Source organism: Streptomyces olivochromogenes, from assembly GCF_001514115.1.
In the GTDB taxonomy this organism is placed as follows: Bacteria; Actinomycetota; Actinomycetes; order Streptomycetales; family Streptomycetaceae; genus Streptomyces; species Streptomyces olivochromogenes.
Map to the genome: position 1 here is coordinate 239,098 of NZ_KQ948466.1, position 17,329 is coordinate 256,426.

At 71.4% G+C, this 17,329-nt stretch carries 19 protein-coding genes; 7 read left to right on the top strand and 12 right to left on the bottom strand.

Annotated elements, in window-relative coordinates; translation table 11 throughout:
- Window positions 1–48: 48 nt before the first annotated feature.
- The 6 genes from AQJ27_RS35380 to AQJ27_RS35405 all read right to left on the bottom strand — a co-directional run bounded on the left by AQJ27_RS35380 (window position 49) and on the right by AQJ27_RS35405 (window position 7,164).
- Complete coding sequence (locus AQJ27_RS35380) at window positions 49–1,608, bottom strand: phytoene desaturase family protein (RefSeq protein ID WP_067377757.1); 1,560 nt, start codon at window positions 1,606–1,608, stop codon at window positions 49–51.
- Between the two features lie 260 nt (window positions 1,609–1,868).
- Entirely contained in the window at window positions 1,869–4,145 is a 2,277-nt protein-coding gene (locus AQJ27_RS35385; protein WP_067377760.1) for a serine/threonine-protein kinase, read from the bottom strand.
- A gap of 62 nt (window positions 4,146–4,207) precedes the next feature.
- Entirely contained in the window at window positions 4,208–5,005 is a 798-nt protein-coding gene (locus tag AQJ27_RS35390; protein WP_425275251.1) for an oxygenase MpaB family protein, read from the bottom strand.
- Between the two features lie 69 nt (window positions 5,006–5,074).
- Window positions 5,075–6,253 (bottom strand): acyl-CoA dehydrogenase family protein, encoded by a 1,179-nt coding sequence (locus tag AQJ27_RS35395; RefSeq protein ID WP_067377766.1) that lies wholly within the window; start codon window positions 6,251–6,253, stop codon window positions 5,075–5,077.
- Window positions 6,254–6,367: 114 nt separating this feature from the next.
- Window positions 6,368–6,832: a hypothetical protein gene (locus tag AQJ27_RS35400; RefSeq protein WP_067377771.1), complete on the bottom strand. Its 465-nt coding sequence runs from the start codon at window positions 6,830–6,832 to the stop codon at window positions 6,368–6,370.
- Window positions 6,784–7,164, bottom strand: a complete 381-nt coding sequence (locus AQJ27_RS35405) for a four-helix bundle copper-binding protein (protein WP_067377774.1) — start codon at window positions 7,162–7,164, stop codon at window positions 6,784–6,786. Before AQJ27_RS35405 ends, AQJ27_RS35400 begins: the two co-directional genes overlap by 49 nt.
- On the opposite strand from AQJ27_RS35405, the gene AQJ27_RS60535 reads away from it, so the two are divergent.
- A complete protein-coding gene (locus tag AQJ27_RS60535) occupies window positions 7,141–7,404 on the top strand; it encodes a DUF6479 family protein (protein WP_341866117.1) in 264 nt (87 codons plus the stop codon). The two genes, AQJ27_RS35405 and AQJ27_RS60535, sit on opposite strands and share 24 nt — an antisense overlap.
- Here the strand turns inward: AQJ27_RS60535 and AQJ27_RS35410 are convergent.
- Entirely contained in the window at window positions 7,401–7,802 is a 402-nt protein-coding gene (locus AQJ27_RS35410; RefSeq protein WP_067377777.1) for a nuclear transport factor 2 family protein, read from the bottom strand. The two genes, AQJ27_RS60535 and AQJ27_RS35410, sit on opposite strands and share 4 nt — an antisense overlap.
- Before the next feature lie 180 nt (window positions 7,803–7,982).
- Between AQJ27_RS35410 and AQJ27_RS35415 the strand changes: the two genes are divergently transcribed.
- A complete protein-coding gene (locus AQJ27_RS35415; RefSeq protein WP_067377780.1) occupies window positions 7,983–8,678 on the top strand; it encodes a type 1 glutamine amidotransferase domain-containing protein in 696 nt (231 codons plus the stop codon).
- A 5-nt stretch (window positions 8,679–8,683) separates the two neighbouring features.
- The gene (locus tag AQJ27_RS35420; protein WP_079065473.1) at window positions 8,684–9,127 is read left to right on the top strand and encodes a TetR/AcrR family transcriptional regulator; all 444 of its coding nucleotides are present in this window, start codon (window positions 8,684–8,686) and stop codon (window positions 9,125–9,127) included.
- A 66-nt stretch (window positions 9,128–9,193) separates the two neighbouring features.
- Here AQJ27_RS35420 and AQJ27_RS35425 read toward each other — a convergent pair whose 3' ends face one another.
- Window positions 9,194–10,195 carry a LacI family DNA-binding transcriptional regulator gene (locus AQJ27_RS35425; protein ID WP_067377783.1) on the bottom strand — a complete coding sequence of 334 codons (1,002 nt, stop codon included), beginning with the start codon at window positions 10,193–10,195 and terminating at the stop codon, window positions 9,194–9,196.
- Between the two features lie 128 nt (window positions 10,196–10,323).
- Here AQJ27_RS35425 and AQJ27_RS35430 point away from each other — a divergent pair, with 128 nt between their 5' ends.
- From AQJ27_RS35430 to AQJ27_RS56600, 3 genes are all read left to right on the top strand, one after another.
- Window positions 10,324–11,478 carry a Gfo/Idh/MocA family protein gene (locus AQJ27_RS35430; RefSeq protein ID WP_067377786.1) on the top strand — a complete coding sequence of 385 codons (1,155 nt, stop codon included), beginning with the start codon at window positions 10,324–10,326 and terminating at the stop codon, window positions 11,476–11,478.
- A gap of 221 nt (window positions 11,479–11,699) precedes the next feature.
- Window positions 11,700–11,939, top strand: a complete 240-nt coding sequence (locus AQJ27_RS35435; RefSeq protein WP_067377789.1) for a hypothetical protein — start codon at window positions 11,700–11,702, stop codon at window positions 11,937–11,939.
- Window positions 11,940–12,174: 235 nt separating this feature from the next.
- Window positions 12,175–12,318: a hypothetical protein gene (locus tag AQJ27_RS56600; protein WP_159064453.1), complete on the top strand. Its 144-nt coding sequence runs from the start codon at window positions 12,175–12,177 to the stop codon at window positions 12,316–12,318.
- A 134-nt stretch (window positions 12,319–12,452) separates the two neighbouring features.
- On the opposite strand, the gene AQJ27_RS35440 is transcribed toward AQJ27_RS56600, so the two are convergent.
- Window positions 12,453–13,571, bottom strand: coding sequence for an FAD-dependent oxidoreductase (locus AQJ27_RS35440; RefSeq protein ID WP_067377793.1), 1,119 nt, complete (start codon window positions 13,569–13,571; stop codon window positions 12,453–12,455).
- A 62-nt stretch (window positions 13,572–13,633) separates the two neighbouring features.
- Here AQJ27_RS35440 and AQJ27_RS35445 point away from each other — a divergent pair, with 62 nt between their 5' ends.
- Window positions 13,634–14,326, top strand: a complete 693-nt coding sequence (locus AQJ27_RS35445; RefSeq protein WP_067377939.1) for a TetR/AcrR family transcriptional regulator — start codon at window positions 13,634–13,636, stop codon at window positions 14,324–14,326.
- A 232-nt stretch (window positions 14,327–14,558) separates the two neighbouring features.
- Here AQJ27_RS35445 and AQJ27_RS60890 read toward each other — a convergent pair whose 3' ends face one another.
- The 3 genes from AQJ27_RS60890 to AQJ27_RS35460 form a co-directional block, all read right to left on the bottom strand.
- Window positions 14,559–14,807, bottom strand: a complete 249-nt coding sequence (locus AQJ27_RS60890) for a hypothetical protein (protein WP_067377796.1) — start codon at window positions 14,805–14,807, stop codon at window positions 14,559–14,561.
- Window positions 14,808–14,925: 118 nt separating this feature from the next.
- Window positions 14,926–15,669: a GntR family transcriptional regulator gene (locus tag AQJ27_RS35455; RefSeq protein ID WP_067377799.1), complete on the bottom strand. Its 744-nt coding sequence runs from the start codon at window positions 15,667–15,669 to the stop codon at window positions 14,926–14,928.
- A 135-nt stretch (window positions 15,670–15,804) separates the two neighbouring features.
- Window positions 15,805–17,298 carry a CoA-acylating methylmalonate-semialdehyde dehydrogenase gene (locus AQJ27_RS35460; protein ID WP_067377802.1) on the bottom strand — a complete coding sequence of 498 codons (1,494 nt, stop codon included), beginning with the start codon at window positions 17,296–17,298 and terminating at the stop codon, window positions 15,805–15,807.
- Window positions 17,299–17,329: the final 31 nt, after the last annotated feature.

The following is a 17,329-nucleotide window of genomic DNA, read 5'->3' on the forward strand; positions in this document are numbered from 1 at the left end:
GGTCCCAGACCGCGCGCCACACCGACGGCACGCGACCGACCGGCAGAGCTAGTCGTCCCCGCCCTCCAGTACGGCCATGGCCGCGTTGTGCCCGGGCACCCCGCTCACGCCGCCGCCGCGCACCGCGCCCGCCCCGCACAGCAGGACGTTCGCGTGCCGGGTCTCGACGCCCCAGCGGCCCGTGCCCTCCTGGGCGTACGGGAAGGCGAGGTCGCGGTGGAAGATGTTGCCGCCGGGCAACCGCAGGTCGCGCTCCAGGTCGAGCGGGGTCTTCGCCTCGATGCAGGGGCGGCCGTCCGCGTCGGTGGCCAGGCAGTCGGCGAGCGGTTCGGCGAGGTGCGCCTCCAGCTGCGCCAGCGTCGACTTCAGCAGCTCCGCCCGTACGGCGTCGTTGTCCCGCTCGAACAGCCGGGCAGGTGTGTGCAAGCCGAAGAGGGTGAGGGTCTGGTACCCCTGCTCGACCAGGTCCTGGCCGAGGATGCTCGGGTCGGTGAGGGAGTGGCAGTAGATCTCGGAGGGCGGCGCGGTGGGCAGCTCACCCGACGCGGCCTGCGCGTGGGCGGTCGCCAACTGCTCGTAGCCCTCGGCGATGTGGAAGGTGCCGGAGAACGCCTCGCGCGGGTCGACCGAGGTGTCGCGCAGCCTCGGCAACCGCTTGAGCAGCATGTTGACCTTCAGCTGGGCGCCCTCGGCGGGGGTCGGCGGTTCGTCGCCGGTGAGGTGCGCGAGTTCCTGCGGCGAGGCGTTCACGAGGACGTGCCGGGCCGGGACGACGCCCTCGCCGTCCGCGGTGCGGTAGGTGACCTCGGCGGCCCGCCCGTCGGTCTCGATGCGCACCGCCTCGTGGCCGGTGACGATCACGGCGCCCGCGGCGCGCGCCGCCGCGGCCATCGCGTCGGTGAGGGCGCCCATGCCGCCGACCGGCACGTCCCAGGCGCCGGTGCCGCCGCCGATCACGTGGTACAGGAAGCAGCGGTTCTGGCGCAGGGACGGGTCGTGGGCGTCCGCGAAGGTCCCGATGAGCGCGTCGGTGAGGACGACACCGCGTACGAGGTCGTCGGCGAAGTTCTCCTCCACGGCGACACCGACCGGCTCCTCGAAGAGGACCCGCCAGGCCTCCTCGTCGTCGATGCGGGCGCGCAGTTCCTCGCGGGTGGGCAGCGGTTCGGTGAGCGTCGGGAAGACCTGCTGGGCGACCCGGCCGGTCATGCCGTAGAAGCGCTGCCACGCCTCGTACTCGCGGTCCGAGCCGGTCAGGCGCGCGAAGGCCTCGCGGGTGCGGCGCTCGCCACCGCCGACGAGCAGGCCGGTGGGCCGTCCGCCGCGTTCGACGGGCGTGTACGAGGACACGGTGCGGCCCCGCACGCGGAAGTCGAGGCTCAGATCCCGCACGATCTTCCGGGGCAGCAGGCTGACCAGGTAGGAGTAGCGCGACAGCCGGGCGTCGACTCCGGCGAACGGCCGGGTGGACACGGCGGCGCCGCCGGTGGTCCCCAGGCGCTCGAGCACGAGCACGGACCGGCCGGCCCGGGCCAGGTAGGCGGCGGCGACGAGTCCGTTGTGGCCCCCGCCGACGATCACGACGTCGTATCCCTCGTGTGCAGGCATGGTTCTTCGTAGCACGCGATGATCTAGAACGGCCAGAGGTACGCGGCACCCGGCGGGCGTCCGGACGGGGCACGAGCGCGGGCATCCGCCCCGGCGTGGCCTTCGCCACCGTCGGCCGCGACACCGCCGTATGGCCGGTCCGTCGACCACGGCACCGCCGTATGGCCGGTCCGCCGACCACGACACCGCCGTATGGCCGGTGCCGTCCCTCGAACAGGGCGGGCACACCCCCGCCCCCGCACGGGACGCACGGGAGCCCCTCAGTCTCCCCGTGCCGCCCGCTGCTGGCGCAACGCGGCCACTCTGCGGTACAGCTCCACCGCCTCCTGGCCCCGGCCCAGTTGTTCCAGGCAGTGTGCCTCGTCGTTGCGGCTGGCCAGGGCGTCGGGGTGGTCGGCGCCGAGAACGCGTTCGCGGGCGGTGGCGACGCCCCGGTACTCGGTGAGGGCGTCGGACCAGCGGCCCAGCCAGCCGAGGCCGACCGCGACCTCGCGGCGGCTGACGAGGGTGTCCGGGTGGTCGGGGCCGAGGACGCGCTCGCGGATGGCCCACACGTCACGGGACTCGGCGAGCGCCTCCTCCCAGCGGCCCATCCGGCCGAGGTTGACGCCGAGGCCGTGCCGGGCGCGCAGGGTCTCGGGGTGGGCGGGGCCGTGCACCCGGGTGCGGTCGTCGATCAGGTCCCGGTACAGCTCCAGGGCCTGCGCGCTGCGGCCGAGCCGGCCGAGGCTGATGCCGACCTCGTAGCGGGCGGAGAGGGTGTCCGGGTGGTCGGGGCCGAGGGCCTGGGCCCGTGCCTCGGCCACCTCCCGGTAGGTCCCCAACGCCTCGGGCCAGTGGCCCAACTGACCGAGCGCGTACGCGACTTCGTACCGTGTCACGAGGGTGTCGGGGTGGTTCACACCGAGCACCCGGGTCCGCGCGGCGGCGACCTCGCTCGCCATCCGGTAGGAGTCCTCCAGGCGGCCCAGCCTGCTCAGGTTGAAGGCCAGGTTGTGGCGGCAGCGCAGGGTGTCGGGATGATCGGGGCCCATGACACGCTCCCGGGCGGCGAGCACCGCGGTGTACGCCTGGTGCGCCTCGAAGTGACGGCCCAACTGGCCCAGTACGTACGCCATTTCCTGACGCGCGGCCAGGGTGTCGGGATGGTCGGGGCCGAGCGCCCGCTCCCTGCCCCCGGCGACCCGCGTGTACTCGCGCAGCGCCTCGGCTGCGCGTCCGGTGCGGCTGAGGGTGAAGCCGACCTCGTAGCGGCTGGCGAGGGTGTCGGGGTGGTCGGGGCCAAGGACGTGCTCGCGTTCGGCGGCGACCGCGCGGTGCACCTCGCCCGCCTCGGTCCACCGGCCGAGCCGCCCGAGGCTCAGTCCGGCGTTGTGCCGGCCCGTCAGGGTGGTGAGCAACTCCGGCGAGGGGGTCGGGCGTTCGACGTGCTCCGGCGCCTCCGGTGCGGACGTGGCCGGGCGCGCCGTCCATTCGCCGGTCAGGCCCGCCGCCGCGTCCGGCGGGGCGCCGCCGAGTCCGGCACCGGTCGCCTTGTGACCGGTGGTCATGCCCCGGGTCCAGGAGGGCAGCCGGGGTTCACGCGAGGAAGAGGGAGCGGGAGCCCTCGTCGACGGCTCCAACATGCGCCGCTCGTCGGCGGGACGGTCGATCGCGGGGGACACGACCGTCGGCACGTACACCGGAGTCGTACGCCCCGTGCCGATGCGCCGGCCGAGCTCGCGCGCGTCCTGCGGGCGCCTCTCCGGCTCCTTGGCCAGCAGATCCAGGATGATCCGCTCGAAGTACTCGGGGAGCTCGGCGCGGTGGTGGCGCGGCGGCTCGGGAGGCGTGTCACGGTGGCCGACGAGGATCGCCCACGCGTCGTCCAGGTCGAACGGCGGTGCCCCGGTGGCGATTTCGTAGAGCACACATCCGAAGGAGTACAGATCACTGCGCTGGTCGACCTGGGCACCGCTGATCTGCTCCGGCGACATGTAGTGCGGAGTGCCCATCGCGATACCGGTGCCGGTCAGCCGGGCCGTGAAGCCGATGTCGTGGCCGAGGCGCGCGATGCCGAAGTCGCAGATCTTCACCGTGCCGTCGGCCAGCCGCATGATGTTGGCGGGCTTCAGGTCACGGTGCACGATGCCCTGTTGGTGGGTGTAGGCGAGGGCCCCGGACACCTGGTCGGCGATGTCGACGACATCGGCGACGGGGAGCGGATGCTGCTTGTTGTCCTCCAGGAGCTGGCTGAGGTTGCGGCCCTCCAGCAGCTCCATGACCAGGTACAGCACGCCCTCCGACTCGCCGAAGTCGTGCACCACGGTCACCCCGCGGTGTTGCAGCGCGGCGGCCACCCTGGCCTCGCGCCGGAATCTCTCCCGCAGCACACGGGTGAACGACTGATCGTGGTGCGGCCCGAGCGGTTTGAGGCACTTCACGGCCACCTGCCGCCCCAGCGACTCGTCGCGGGCGCGCCACACCTCACCCATGCCTCCCCGCCCGATCAGATCGAGCAGTCGGTACCGGCTCTGGATCAGCCTGGTCTCCGCCATCTCGTGCGATCGCCCCCGTCGCTGCTCGCCGCGCCCTCCCCTGGCCCGTCCAGTATGGCGAGTTATCTGCCGACTTTGTACGGCGCCGGTCGGGAGCCGGGGCCGAGCCGCGCCATGGCCCGCAGAATGTGTTTGGGCGGGAGTTGCCAGCGAAGACGTGCGGGAACGCAGCGCAGCACGGTGCCCGTGACACGCAGGCGCCGGGTCACCGTCGAGGGGGCCGGCGCGGGTCGGCCGTACAGCTCGTGGGCGTACGGCGGCAGGGCGGCGTACGCCAGCCGCGCCACGCGCCGCCACAGCAGCGCGCGCGCCGGCACGAGCAGCGGGTGGGTCGGCGGGCGCGACAGGAAGTCGTCCACCTCCCTCGCCTCGGGCCCTGCGGCGAGCTCCGGCAGCACCTTCTCGAAGTAGGCGGCCAGCTCCGCCCGATTCGCCGGTACGTCGGTGGGGTCGAGGCCGACCAGGCGTGCGCTGACCCGGTGTTCGTCGATGTACCGGTCGGCGTGCGCGTCCGTCATCGGGAAGCCCGAGCGGCGCAGGACGTGCAGATAGGAGTCGATCTCGGCGCAGTGCACCCACAGCAGCAGCTCGGGCTCGTCGATCCGGTACCGCTCCCCCGTGTCCGGGTCGGTGGCCTTGAGCAGGGTGTGGATCTTCCGGACCCGGGCGCCGGCTTTCTCGGCGGCCTCTGTGGTGCCGTACGTCGCCGTGCCGACGAAGTTCGCGGTGCGCATCAGCCGGCCCCAGGCGTCGCGCCGGAAGTCGGAATTCTGCAGGACGCCCCGGACGGCGCGGGGGTGCAGGGCCTGGAGGTAGAGCGCGCGGATCCCGGCGACCCACATCATGGGATCACCGTGCATCTGCCAGGTCACCGAGGAGGAACCGAACAGCCCCTGGTCACCTGAGCGAAGCGCGTCCACCTCGTCAGGCTAGCGCCGGACCCGCGGCATCCCCAGTCCGATCCACGAGATGATTTCGCGCTGGATCTCGTTGTTCCCGCCGCCGAAGGTGAAGATGACCGCCGAGCGGTAGCCGCGTTCCAGCTCTCCGTGCAGGACGGCGCCCGTGGAGCCCTCCTTGAGGACGCCGGGCGCGGCGACGATCTCCATGAGCCAGGCGTACGCGTCCCGGCGGGCCTCGGAGCCGTACACCTTGACCGCGGAGGCGTCCTGCGGGGTGAGGGTGCCCTCCTGGACGGCGTTCACCATCTGCCAGTTGAGGAGTTTCATCGCGTCAAGTTTGGTGTGGGTCTGGGCGAGGCGGCGGCGCACCCAGGGGAGGTCGGCGACGCGGCGGCCGTCGGCGAGCTTGGTGTCCATGGCCCAGCGCTGGACGTCGTGCAGGGCGCGGATCGCCATGGTGCCGTGTGCGGCGAGGGTGACGCGTTCGTGGTTGAGCTGGTTGGTGATCAGCCGCCAGCCCTTGTTCTCCTCGCCGACCCGGCGCGAGAGGGGGACGCGGATGTTCTCGTAGTAGCTGGCGGTGGTGTCGTGGGAGGCGAGGGTGTTGATGAGGGTGCAGGAGTAGCCGGGGTCGGAGGTCGGCACGAGGAGCATGGTGATGCCCTTGTGGGGTGGGGCGTCCGGGTCGGTGCGGACGGCGAGCCAGACCCAGTCGGCGGTGTCGCCGTTCGTCGTCCAGATCTTCTGCCCGTTGACGACGTAGGTGTCGCCGTCCCGTACGGCCTTGGTCTTGAGCGCGGCCAGATCCGTGCCCGCGTCGGGCTCGCTGTAGCCGATCGCGAAGTCGATCTCGCCGGAGAGGATCCTTGGAAGGAAGTACTCCTTCTGCTCCGCGGTGCCGAACCGCATGATCGTCGGGCCGACGGTGTTCAGCGCCATCAGGGGCAGCGGTACGCCCGCCTGGGCCGCCTCGTCGAAGAAGATGAACTGCTCCATGGGGGTCAGCCCGCGCCCGCCGTATTCCGCGGGCCAGCCCACCCCGAGCCAGCCGTCCCTGCCGAGCCGCCGGATCGTCTCGCGGTAGAACCGTTTCTGGGCGGCCGGGTCGTCGTATCGGGCGTAGGCGTGGTCGGGGACCAACTCGGCGAAGTAGCCGCGCAGTTCGATCCGCAGCCGCTGCTGTTCTGGCGTGTATTCGAGATGCACGGCGCCTCCTGGCTCCCCAAGGCCGGACCTGACGGCGCACACCGTAGAACGTGTTTCAGAAATTGTGAATGCCGATGACACCGACGCCCGGACCGCGACCCTCCCGGCGGACACTCACCCGCGGAACCCGTCCGCGACGTCGACCGGGCGGCCGTACTCCCGGACACCACGGTCGAACTCGGCCTGGAAGTGCTGGTACCCGTGCCCGTCGGGGTCGGGGCGCAGGGTGAACACGGCGTCCCCTCCTGCGACGGCTCGACGCTCCAGCTGGTCGATCGAGTTGCCGGAGGGCGGCGACAGCCCTTCGGGCAGCAGGGCGAGAGTGGCCGTGGCCAGTACCTTGCCGTCGGCACCATCGAGTGCGCCGAGCGCGGCCAGGGTCGGCGGGAGCAGCGCCGTGACGTGGATTTCCAGGCTCTCAAGCGGAGGAGAGATCGTCCCGAACGCGACGCGGGAATCGTATGCGGGCCATCGTCCGCACCTCGGCTCCGGTCCGTCGACGAGGCCGTGCTCGCCTGCGGAGTGGTGCTTCAGGGGCGGCTCAGGGTGGCCAGGAAGTCCGTGCAGGCCTGGGCACACTCCCGGCAGGTCTTCGCGCTGTCCTGCCCACCGGGGTGCTCGTCGAACACGTCCGCGCTCTCGCGGCAGACGGTACGGCACCATTCGACCTGGACCCGAATGCCGGCCGCGTCCCGGTGGGCCTCCTCCGCCAGCACACGACAGGTCGCGTCGCACACCTCCACACAGAGAAGGCCTTTGCGCCGTACGAGTTCCTGCTCCCTCGGCCCGTCCGGATCCACCGCGCTCGCCCGCAGCGCGCAGGCGCGGGCGGCCTCGGCGCAGGCCTGCGCACAGTCGAAGCGGTCCTCGAGGAATCGAATACGTTCTTGCTGGGATGTCAGTGTCGTCACCGCGGGCGGGTAGCCGCGGGAAGCTCCGTCAAACCCCGCACCTCAGGCGCCGCCCTCCGGGTCCAGCGGGGCCGCCGCGAGCGGCAACAACAACCGCCCCCGCCCCGCCCGGAGGAACAGCCTCGACTGCCCGACAGCGGCCCGGTCCACGAGGTCAGGGAGCACCGCGAGCCCAACGAACTGCCCCCGGGCGAGCAACGGGTGACACCCCACGAGTTGAAGCGAGCGAACGGCTCCTAGCCGCCCATCGCCTCCGCCGCCTCGCGTGAGATCCGCTCGAACTGGGCGCCCATCGCCTCGGAGAGCGCGTGGGCCGCCGAGAGCGGGCGGACCATCACCATCAGGTCGTCGATCCTGCCGTCCTCGTCGAAGTGCAGGAAGTCGCAGCCGTTGAGCTCCTTGTCGCCCACCGTCGCCGTGAAGACGAGCGCGTGGTCACGGCCGTCGGCACCAGCGATCTCGCGTACGTAGCGGAAGTCGGTGAAGACACGGGAGACGCCGCGCAGGATGGCCGCGGTGATGGCCTTCCCCGGGTACGGCTTGAAGGCGACGGGGCTGGTGAACACCACGTCGTCGGCCAGCATCTCCTCGATCGCGGTGAGGTCGCCCGCCTCTACGGCCTTCCGGAAGGGGTGCATCCGAGCCCCGCCTCTCACTCAACTAATTGATTAGGTTACGAACAGAGTAGTTGGGGTCACGTCCGACGTCCAGGCATTGGATTCCCTATGGCTCCGACCGCACTCCCTATTGGTCACCTATGCCAGAGCCGCATAGCGTCGAGGACGAACGACCCCTCGCAACCCTCGGAGAAACGCACCATGTCGAAGATTCTCTTCGTGATCACCGGCGTCGACCACTGGACGCTCGCCGACGGCACCCGCCACCCGAGCGGCTTCTGGGCCGAGGAGGCCGTCGCCCCGTACGAGGCGTTCGAGGCCGCGGGCCACGAGGTCGTCGTCGCCACGCCGGGCGGCGTCGTACCGACCGTGGACAAGGGGAGCCTGGCTCCCGAGGTCAACGGTGGCCAGGAGGCCGCCGACCGCGTCGCGCACGCCCTCGCGTCGATGACCGCGCTCCAGCGGCCGATCAAGCTGGCGGAGGTCGACCTCGCCGACTACGCGGCCGTCTTCTACCCCGGCGGCCACGGACCGATGGAGGACCTGGCGGTCGACGCGGACTCCGGCCGGCTGCTCACCCTCGCACTGGAGTCGGGCAAGCCGCTCGGTGTCGTGTGCCACGGCCCGGCCGCGCTGCTCGCCGCGACGAAGGAGGACGGCACCAACGCCTTCGCGGGCTACCGGGTCTCCGGGTTCACCAACGCCGAGGAGACGCAGGCCGGTCTCGCCGACAAGGCGAAGTGGCTGCTCCAGGACCGGCTCGTCGAGGTGGGCGTCGACTTCCAGGAGGGCGAGCCGTGGGCCCCCAAGGTGGTCGTCGACCGCAACCTGGTCACCGGCCAGAACCCGGCGTCCTCCGCCCCTCTGGCCGTCGAGCTGCTGAAGAAGCTGGCCTGACCCTCATGGCCGCTGACCGGCTCGATGAGGTCCTCGACGCCGCCTACGACTGCCTGACCAGGTATGGCGTACGGCGCACGACGATGGACGACATCGCCTCCACCATGGGCGTGTCCCGGTCGGCGGTCTACCCGTACGTCCGCGGTAAGGACGACGTCTTCCATCTGCTCGCCGGGCGTCTGCACGAGCGGGCGCTCGGCCGGGCCGGGGAGGCGGCGGCCGAGTGCGGCGCCCCGCACGCCGAGCGCGTCCGGGGCGTTCTGGCCGCCAAGCTCGGCCTGGTGGTCCAGCTGGCAGGCGACTCCCCGCACACGGCCGAACTCCTCGACGAGAAGGCCCGGTTGTTCGGGGACATCTGCCACGCGTTCGTCGGGGAGTTGCGGCGTTCGTGGCCGACCGGCGCGATCGCCAAGTCTCCCCGGTGCGCGGACGTCGCGGGAGTTCCATGACGACGGTGGCCGTGTCCGGGGCAGGTGCCGAGGTGCTCGCGCCGGAGAGCAGGAAGTCGAAGGGCCCTAACCCCGCGCAGGCGCCGTCGTGCCGCGGACCTCGAGGGTCGGGGCGGTGAGGACGACCTCGCCCGGGCGGGCGGGGTCGGCGATCCGGTCGAGGAGACACTGCGCGGCGCGGCGGCCGACGTCATGGCCGGCGCTGTCCACGGTGGTGAGCCACAGGTGCCGCAGCCGGGAGAGGTAGGTGTTGTCGTAGCCGACGAGGGAGAGGTCGCGCGGCACCTGGAGGCCGAGTTCCTCGGCGGCCGAGAGGGCGCCGACGCAGGCGATGTCGTTGAACGCGAAGACGGCGGTGGGCCGTTCACGGGCGCTGAGCAGCCGGACCGTGGCACGGTAGCCGCCCTCCTCGGTCAGATCGCCCTGCTCCACGACCGCCTCCGCGGCCAGTCCGTGCTCGCGCATGACCGTCTCGAAGCTGCGGCGGCGCAGCTCACCGACCACCCCCCGCCCCGCGATGTGCGCGATCCGGCGGTGGCCGAGGCCGATGAGATGTTCGGTGGCCAGGCGGGCGCCGCGCTCGTCGTCGTTGGCGACGACGTCGACACCGGGCAGCTCGGGCTCCCGGGCGCCCGCGACCACGGTGGGAATCTGCCCGGCCGCCGTCCGCAGCGCCTCGGCTGCAGGCAGGGTGCCGACGGCGATCAGACCGTCGACACGCAGGTCCACGAAGGTACGGGTGAGGTCCTCGCCCAGCCGCCGGTTGAGATGGCCGTCGGCGAGCAGCATGTGCAGGCCCGAGTCGTGCAGCCGGGAGTTCAGACCGTCCAGCAGCTCCACGAACCAGGGGTTGCGCATGTCGTTGAGGAGCACCCCGACCGTACGGGTGCGCCGCTCGCTGAGGCTGCGCGCCGCGGCGTTGGTCCGGTAGCCGAGCTCCTCGACGGCGGCCAGCACGGCCTGCCGCTTCTCGTCACGGACCTGGTCGGAGCCGCGTAGCACGAGGGAGACCAGCGACTTCGACACTCCGGCCCGCTCGGCGACGTCGCGAATCGTCGGTGCTCTCATGGTCTGCGTGGCTCCATTCCTGGACCGTTCCATACGGCGGGCGAGCTTGTCAAAGGGCTTGACACGCACTGCAAGGGCCTTCAGTGTGAGGCCGGGAAGTCATTGGACCGGTCCAAAGAGGGGCAGTCATGGTGCGTACGCTCGGCGTTGCCGTCGTGGGGTTCGGCTGGATGGGACGGGTGCACACCCAGGCGTACGCCCGCGTGCCCCACCACTTCCCCGGGCTGTCCCTGCGGCCCGAACTGGTCGCCGTCGCCGACGAGGTGCCGGGCCGGGCGGAGGAGGCCGCGGCCCAGTACGGCTTCGCCGCCGCCCACCGCGACTGGCGCGAGGTGGCCGCCGATCCCCGGGTCGAGGCGGTGAGCATCGCCGCGCCGAACTTCCTGCACCGCGAGATCGGCCTCGCCATGGCCGAGGCGGGCAAGCACATCTGGATCGAGAAGCCGGTGGGACTGACCGCCGAGGACGCCCGAGTCGTGTCGGACGCGGTCACCAAGGCCGGGGTCCAGGGCACGGTCGGCTTCAACTACCGCAATGCGCCCGCCGTCGCCGCCGCCCGCGAACTGATCGCCTCCGGCGAGATCGGCACCGTCACCCATGTCCGCATCCGGCTGTTCAGCGACTACGCGGCCCATCCCGAGGGAGCTCTGACCTGGCGCTACGAGCGGGAGCGCGGCGGCAGCGGCGTCCTCGGCGACCTGGCCTCGCACGGCGTCGACCTGGCGCGATTCCTCCTCGGCGAGATCGAGGCACTGACCGCCGACACCGCGATCTTCCTGCCTCGCCGGGCCCGCCCGACCGGCGCCACCGCCGGTCACACCCGCGCGACGGGCGGCGAACTGGGCCCGGTGGAGAACGAGGACTACGTCAACTGTCTGCTGCGCTTCGCCTCCGGTGCGCGGGGCGTACTGGAGGCCTGCCGGGTCTCGGTCGGCGAGCAGAACAACTACGGCTTCGAGGTGCACGGCACCAAGGGCGCGGTTCTCTGGGACTTCCGGCGCATGGGCGAACTGGGCGTCAGCAGGGGTACGTCGTACCAGGACCAGCCCGTCAGCACGGTGTACGTCGGCCCCGGGGACGGCGAGTACGCGGCCTTCCAGCCGGGTTCCGCGAACAGCATGGGCTACGACGATCTCAAGGTCATCGAGGCCCACCACTTCCTGCGGTCGATCGCCGAGAACACCCCGTACGGCGCGACGCTGGCCGACGCGGTGCACAGCGCGGCCGCGCTGGACGCGATGTCCCGCTCCGCCGAGCGGGGCACGTGGGTGCCCCTGGCCTGACAGGGAGGTCGCGATGGCCGGATCCGTCATCGCGTCCATGAAGGACGGCGGCAGGGCGCCCTTCTGTTATCGGCCGCGTTCCACGGCGTCTCCTGTGCGTAGGCATCCCCAGGCACCGAGCGCTAAAGAACCACGTCAGTCTCAACTTCCACAGCTGCGAGAACTTCGCGATGTCGGGCGCCGACCTCGTCCACTGGCACCGCAAGCGTGAGCAATGACGCATGCTCGCCGAACGCGCGCCCGACAGTGCGACCGCCGACTACCTCCACCAGGTCTTCGAGCCCACCGCCCGCGCGATCACCGGCCTGGAACGGGCACTGGAAGCCGTCGGCCTCCTGGACGAGGCCCTCGCGCTCGAACTCCGCCGCCCCCAGGACTACTTCGGCCGCGTCTGGTCCACCGCTTTCCGAGCCGCAGACCTCACCGAGCCAGCGGAGATCGAAGACGGTGACGCCGCATGACATCCGCTGCCAACCCCCCAGCGGCCGCGATCGCCGCTCGCCGCCGCCAGACCCGCAACAAACTGACCCAGCTCGAGAGGGCCGTCACTCAGCTTCGCCGGGAGACCGTCTTCACCCAGCGCAAGCGGATCGGCGAACTGATGGGCCAGCTCCGAGAAGTTGAACAGAGTGCCCCGCGGACTCCGCCCCAGCCCTCCGCACCGAGAACACCTCCCTCAAGCGCCGTCTGGACCAGATGACGCGAGAGCACCGCTCACTCCAGGAGCGACTCGAAGGCGCCCGCACCAACCTGCGGTTCGCCGAGAAGCGCATCGCCGACCTCGAAGCCCGACTTCTCGAACAGGCCCGCGAGGAGGGTCGGACCGGATTTCCGCGGTAGCGGGCCGAGGGCTGCGTTCAGTGCAGGCGTCCGTGCAGGCGTCCACGCGTTCGTCTAACCGTGGTTCGGCCGGAAGGGACCGCGGCGGTGCCGTACTGTCCCGCGAAGCCTTGGCGAGCTGATCGTGCTGGTGCTCAGGATGGCTGGACTTGGTCGAAGAGGGCGAGGGCTTCGGCGGGGTCCGGGCTCACGAGGCGTTCCAGACCGGCCGTCGTGATCTTCGCCCACCTGCCGGCCCGTGCCCACATCTGTTCCTCGAAGGCGCGGACGGTGTCGTCCAGGTCTCCAGGGCCGGTGGTGAGCGACTCGGCGAGTTCGGCGCCTTCCAGCATCGCGAGGTTCGCGCCCGCCCCCAAGGGGGGCATCAGATGGGCGGCGTCGCCCAGTAGCGTCACCCCGGGGACGTGGGTCCAGGTGTGGGACACAGGCAGGACGTAGAGGGGGCGGTGGACGAAAGCGGTGCCGTGGCGGAGGAGGCCGAGGACGGAAGCGGCCCAGCCGTCGAACAGAGCCAGCAGGCTCGATCGCACGGCCTCGACGTCGGCCAGGTCCAGGTTCGTGTGCCAGTCCAGCGGCGCGCGGAACTGGGCGTGCACCTTGACGTGGCCGCCGCTGTTGCGCTGGGCGACGAGAGCTCGGTTCACGCCGTACACAGCCATGGAACCGTCGCCGATCAACCGGGCGAGGTCGGGGTGGCGGGTGTCGACGTCGTCGAGGGAGGTCTCGACCGAGGTGACGCCGGTGTAGTGCGGCGTCGCCGACGAGACTGCCGGGCGGATCCGGGACCATGCGCCGTCCGCGCCGATCACGAGGTCGAATGTCTCCTGTCGCCCGTCCGTGAAATGGACCAGTACGCCGTCCCGGGTCCCCGGCACCACGTGCGTCACGCCCCGCCCCCACTGGACGTCAAGAGGGCCGAGCAGCAGGTCACGGAGTTGCCTGCGGTCGATCTCGGGATTGGCCCGGTCATCTGCACGGGGTTGCCAGTCGCGCAGGACGGTCCCGTCCGTGTCCAGGATGCGCATGGCCTGTCCCTCGGGGCGGGACAGCGTCTGGAACTCGGCCAGCAGCCCCGCTTTGTCCAGCGCGAGCTGGCCCAGCCCTTCGTGCAGGTCCAGCGTGCCGCCCGGGGGGCGGGCGTCGGGGGCGGGATCGCGTTCGAGGACGGTGACGGGGTAGCCATGGCGGTGCAGGACACGGGCGAAGGTGAGGCCGGCAGGGCCGCTCCCGACTACGGCGATACGATGTCTCATGTCGATACACTGTATTTCTCCAATACGATGCATCGCAAGGGACGCAACAGAACGGTGTGACCATGACTGTGTGGGACCGGCCGGAGCAGCCGAATCGCCCCGTGCCGCTCGACCGGGAGCGGATCGTCGCCGCCGCCATCGCGCTGGCCGACGAGGGCGGGCTGGAGGCGGTGTCGTTGCGCAAGGTCGCCGCCCGGCTGAACGCCGGCCCGATGCGGCTGTACGGCTTCATCTCCACCAAGGAGGAGCTGTTCGACCTCATGGTGGACGAGGTCCAGGCCGAGATTCTCCCCGAGGAGCAGCCCGGTGACTGGCGGGAGGCGCTGCGCGTCCTCGCCCACCGCACCAGGCAGGCCGCTCTCCGTCACGAATGGCTGGCCGACCTGCTCGGCGGCCGCCCGACCCTGGGTCCGAACGGCCTCGCCGTGACCGAGGCCAAGCTGGCCGCCCTCGATGGCCTCGCCGACGTCGACACCGTCATGCGCGCTGTGGAGACCGTCAGCGCCTACTTCACTGGCGCGATCAGACGCGAGATCGCGAACCTGCGGGCCGAGCGCGCCACGGGCCTGTCCAAGCGCGACTGGCAGCGCGCCTCCGGCCCGCATGTGACGAGGATGTTGGCCACGGGCCGCTTCCCGGCGCTGGCCAAGGCCGTGTACGACGGCACGGACGTGGACGCCGAGGAATCCTTCGCGACCGGCCTGGACTGGGTCCTCGACGCCGTGGCCGCCAAACTCACCCGGCCGTTGGCGTGACGCGCAGCCCTGACCGGTGGTGAGCGACCCGGCAACGCGCAAAGCCGCTGCTTTGACGGGCGACTCAAAACCGTCACGGACATCTACGCGACGCATCACCTCAGTTCAGAGTTCACCCGCACACATCGAGAGTCGGTAAAGGTGACGTCCTCCACCCGCTGAGCGAGGACTTCCTCGCGCACCACAACGGCTCCTGCGAGATGGCCTGGAACCAGGGCATCGACCTGTACGGCTATGACGACAGCCGTTTCCTCAAGGGCGCCCAGTACGTCGCCAAGTGGAGCCTGGGCGGAGACGTGCCCTGCACCTCGTACACCCGGAAGAAGGGCGCACCCGGCATCTTCGGCGCGCTGGCGTTCACCCGGCCCCGGGCCACCGCCGCCGAGGCGTCGGCGTCGCCGGCGCACACCGTCGGTACGTCCGGTACGTCGCCCCCGGGCCGCGCGTCCGGTGCGCCACCCGCCGGCGGCGCGTCCGCCACGCCCTCCTCCTCCGCGAGCCCGCTCGGCGGGAAGGGCGGCGACCTGGCCGCCACCGGCGTCGCCGCGACACCGGGGAGTGACGGGCGGGCGGGCGCCCGTCGGTCGGTCGCGGCGCGCTCAGGTACGGAGCAGCAGCTGGAACTCGAAGGCATACCGCGAGGAGCGGTAGATGTGGGTGCCGTACTCGACCGCGCGGCCGGTGTCGTCGTAGGCCGTGCGCTGCATGGTGAGCAGGGCGGCGCCCGCCGGTTCGTCCAGCCGCTCGGCCTCCTCCGCCGTGGCGGAGCGGGCGCCCACGGACTGGCGGGCGCTGTGCAGGGTGATGCCGGCGGCACGCATCATGCGGTACAGGCCGGTCGACTCCAGCCGGGCGGTGGCGACGTCCAGCAGCCCTTCCGGGATGTAGTTGCACAGGGCCGCCACGGGCCGGTCGTGGGTGAGGCGCAGCCGCTCCACACGGTGCACCGCGCCGCCCTCCGCGATGCCCAGGGCGGCCGCGACCTCGGCGGACGCGGGCTCGACCGCGTTGTGCAGCACCCGCGTCGTGGGGCGCTGTCCGGCGTTCTCCAGGTCGTCGTAGAGGCTGCTGAGCTCCAGCGGGCGTTTGACCTGGCTGTGCACCACCTGGGTGCCCACGCCCCGGCGGCGGACCAGGAACCCCTTGTCGACCAGGGTCTGGATGCCCTGACGGACGGTGGGGCGGGACAGGCCGAGGCGGCCCGCGAGCTCGACCTCGTTGCCCAGCAGGCTGCCCGGGCTCAGCGCACCGCGCTCGATCGCGGCCTCCAGCTGTTGCGCGAGCTGGTAGTAGAGCGGTACCGGGCTGTTGCGGTCCAGCGCGAAGTCCAGGCCCACGGGCATCGCGGCCGCTGCTCGTGGGGTCCGGGCGGTCCGGCGGACGGGAACCCTTGCCATCGCATCGTCCTGACGGTCGGTCCTGAGGACGGCCGGTGCGGGAACCGAGGGTTCTGTCCCCGCGCCGGCCGCCACTGCGAGTCAGGAGTGGCTGGGGAAGCCGAGGTTGATGCCCGCGTCGGCCGGGTCGGGCCACCGCGTGGTGATCACCTTGCCCTGGGTGTAGAACGCGATGCCGTCGTTGCCGTAGATGTGCAGGTCGCCGAAGAGGGAGTCCTTCCAGCCGCCGAAGGAGTGGTAGCCGACCGGCACCGGGATCGGCACGTTGATGCCGACCATGCCCGCCTGGACCTCCAGCTGGAATCGGCGGGCGGCGCCGCCGTCCCGGGTGAAGATCGCGGTGCCGTTGCCCCAACGGGAGGCGTTGATGAGCTTGATGGCGTCGTCGTAGGTGTCGGCGCGCACCACGCACAGCACCGGGCCGAAGATCTCGTCCTTGTACGCGTCCGCCGTCACCGGGACCCTGTCGAGCAGCGAGACACCGAGGAAGAAGCCGTCCTCGTGGCCGTCGACGGAGTAGCCGGTGCCGTCGACGACGACCTCGGCGCCCTGGGCCGCCGCGCCCGCGACGTACGAGGCCACCTTGTCGCGGTGCTCGCGCGTGATCAGTGGGCCCATCTCGGAGGCGGGGTCGTCGCCGGGGCCGATGCGCAGGTTCTTCGCCCGCTCGGCGATCTTGCCGACCAGCTCGTCGCCGGTGTCGCCGACCGCGACCACGACCGAGACCGCCATGCAGCGCTCGCCGGCCGAGCCGTAGGCGGCGTTGATCGCCTGGTCGGCGGCGAAGTCCAGGTCGGCGTCGGGCAGGACGAGCATGTGGTTCTTGGCACCGCCCAGCGCCTGTACGCGCTTGTCGTGCTCGACGCCCTTGAGCTGGATGTACTTGGCGATGGGCGTGGAGCCGACGAAGGAGACCGCGACGACGTCCGGGTGCTCCAGGAGACGGTCCACCGCGACCTTGTCGCCCTGCACGATGTTCAGCACACCGTCCGGCAGCCCGGCCTCGGAGGCCAGCTCGGCGAGCCGGAAGGAGGCCGACGGGTCCTTCTCGCTCGGCTTGAGCACGAAGGCGTTGCCGCAGGCGATGGCGAGCGGGAACATCCACATCGGCACCATGGCGGGGAAGTTGAACGGCGTGATGCCGGCGACGACACCGAGCGGCTGGCGGATCGAGGCGACGTCGACCCGGGTCGAGACCTGTGTGGACAGCTCGCCCTTGAGCTTGTCCGCGATGCCGCAGGCCAGCTCGACGATCTCCATGCCGCGGGCGACCTCGCCGAGCGCGTCCGAGTGCACCTTGCCGTGCTCGGCGGTGATCAGCTCGGCGATCTCGTCTCGGTGTGCGTCGAGCAGTTCGCGGTACTTGAAGAGGATCGCCGTGCGCTTGGCGAGCGAGGCGCTGCCCCAGCTCTCGTACGCCGACTTGGCGTTGGCAACGGCGGCGTCCACCTCGTCGACCGAGGCGAAGCCGACCTGCTTCTCCTGGGCGCCGGTGGCCGGGTTGTAGACGGGGCCGAAGCGTCCGGAGGCGGACTCGACGGGCTTGCCGCCGATCCAGTGGCTGATGGTCTTCATGGTGCGGGGGCCTTTCGGTGGCGGGGCAGGC

What these genes read in the sequence shown, in the direction of transcription:
- AQJ27_RS35380 (WP_067377757.1), bottom strand. Translation starts at nt 1,608, where the DNA reads ATGCCTGCACACGAGGGATACGACGTCGTGATCGTCGGCGGGGGCCAC.
- AQJ27_RS35385 (WP_067377760.1), bottom strand. Translation starts at nt 4,145, where the DNA reads ATGGCGGAGACCAGGCTGATCCAGAGCCGGTACCGACTGCTCGATCTG.
- AQJ27_RS35425 (WP_067377783.1), bottom strand. Translation starts at nt 10,195, where the DNA reads ATGAGAGCACCGACGATTCGCGACGTCGCCGAGCGGGCCGGAGTGTCG.
- AQJ27_RS35440 (WP_067377793.1), bottom strand. Translation starts at nt 13,571, where the DNA reads ATGAGACATCGTATCGCCGTAGTCGGGAGCGGCCCTGCCGGCCTCACC.
- AQJ27_RS35455 (WP_067377799.1), bottom strand. Translation starts at nt 15,669, where the DNA reads ATGCCCGTGGGCCTGGACTTCGCGCTGGACCGCAACAGCCCGGTACCG.
- AQJ27_RS35445 (WP_067377939.1), top strand. Translation starts at nt 13,634, where the DNA reads ATGACTGTGTGGGACCGGCCGGAGCAGCCGAATCGCCCCGTGCCGCTC.
- AQJ27_RS35410 (WP_067377777.1), bottom strand. Translation starts at nt 7,802, where the DNA reads ATGCACCCCTTCCGGAAGGCCGTAGAGGCGGGCGACCTCACCGCGATC.
- AQJ27_RS35460 (WP_067377802.1), bottom strand. Translation starts at nt 17,298, where the DNA reads ATGAAGACCATCAGCCACTGGATCGGCGGCAAGCCCGTCGAGTCCGCC.
- AQJ27_RS35390 (WP_425275251.1), bottom strand. Translation starts at nt 5,005, where the DNA reads ATGCACGGTGATCCCATGATGTGGGTCGCCGGGATCCGCGCGCTCTAC.
- AQJ27_RS35430 (WP_067377786.1), top strand. Translation starts at nt 10,324, where the DNA reads ATGGTGCGTACGCTCGGCGTTGCCGTCGTGGGGTTCGGCTGGATGGGA.
- AQJ27_RS35435 (WP_067377789.1), top strand. Translation starts at nt 11,700, where the DNA reads ATGCTCGCCGAACGCGCGCCCGACAGTGCGACCGCCGACTACCTCCAC.
- AQJ27_RS35415 (WP_067377780.1), top strand. Translation starts at nt 7,983, where the DNA reads ATGTCGAAGATTCTCTTCGTGATCACCGGCGTCGACCACTGGACGCTC.
- AQJ27_RS35420 (WP_079065473.1), top strand. Translation starts at nt 8,684, where the DNA reads ATGGCCGCTGACCGGCTCGATGAGGTCCTCGACGCCGCCTACGACTGC.
- AQJ27_RS56600 (WP_159064453.1), top strand. Translation starts at nt 12,175, where the DNA reads ATGACGCGAGAGCACCGCTCACTCCAGGAGCGACTCGAAGGCGCCCGC.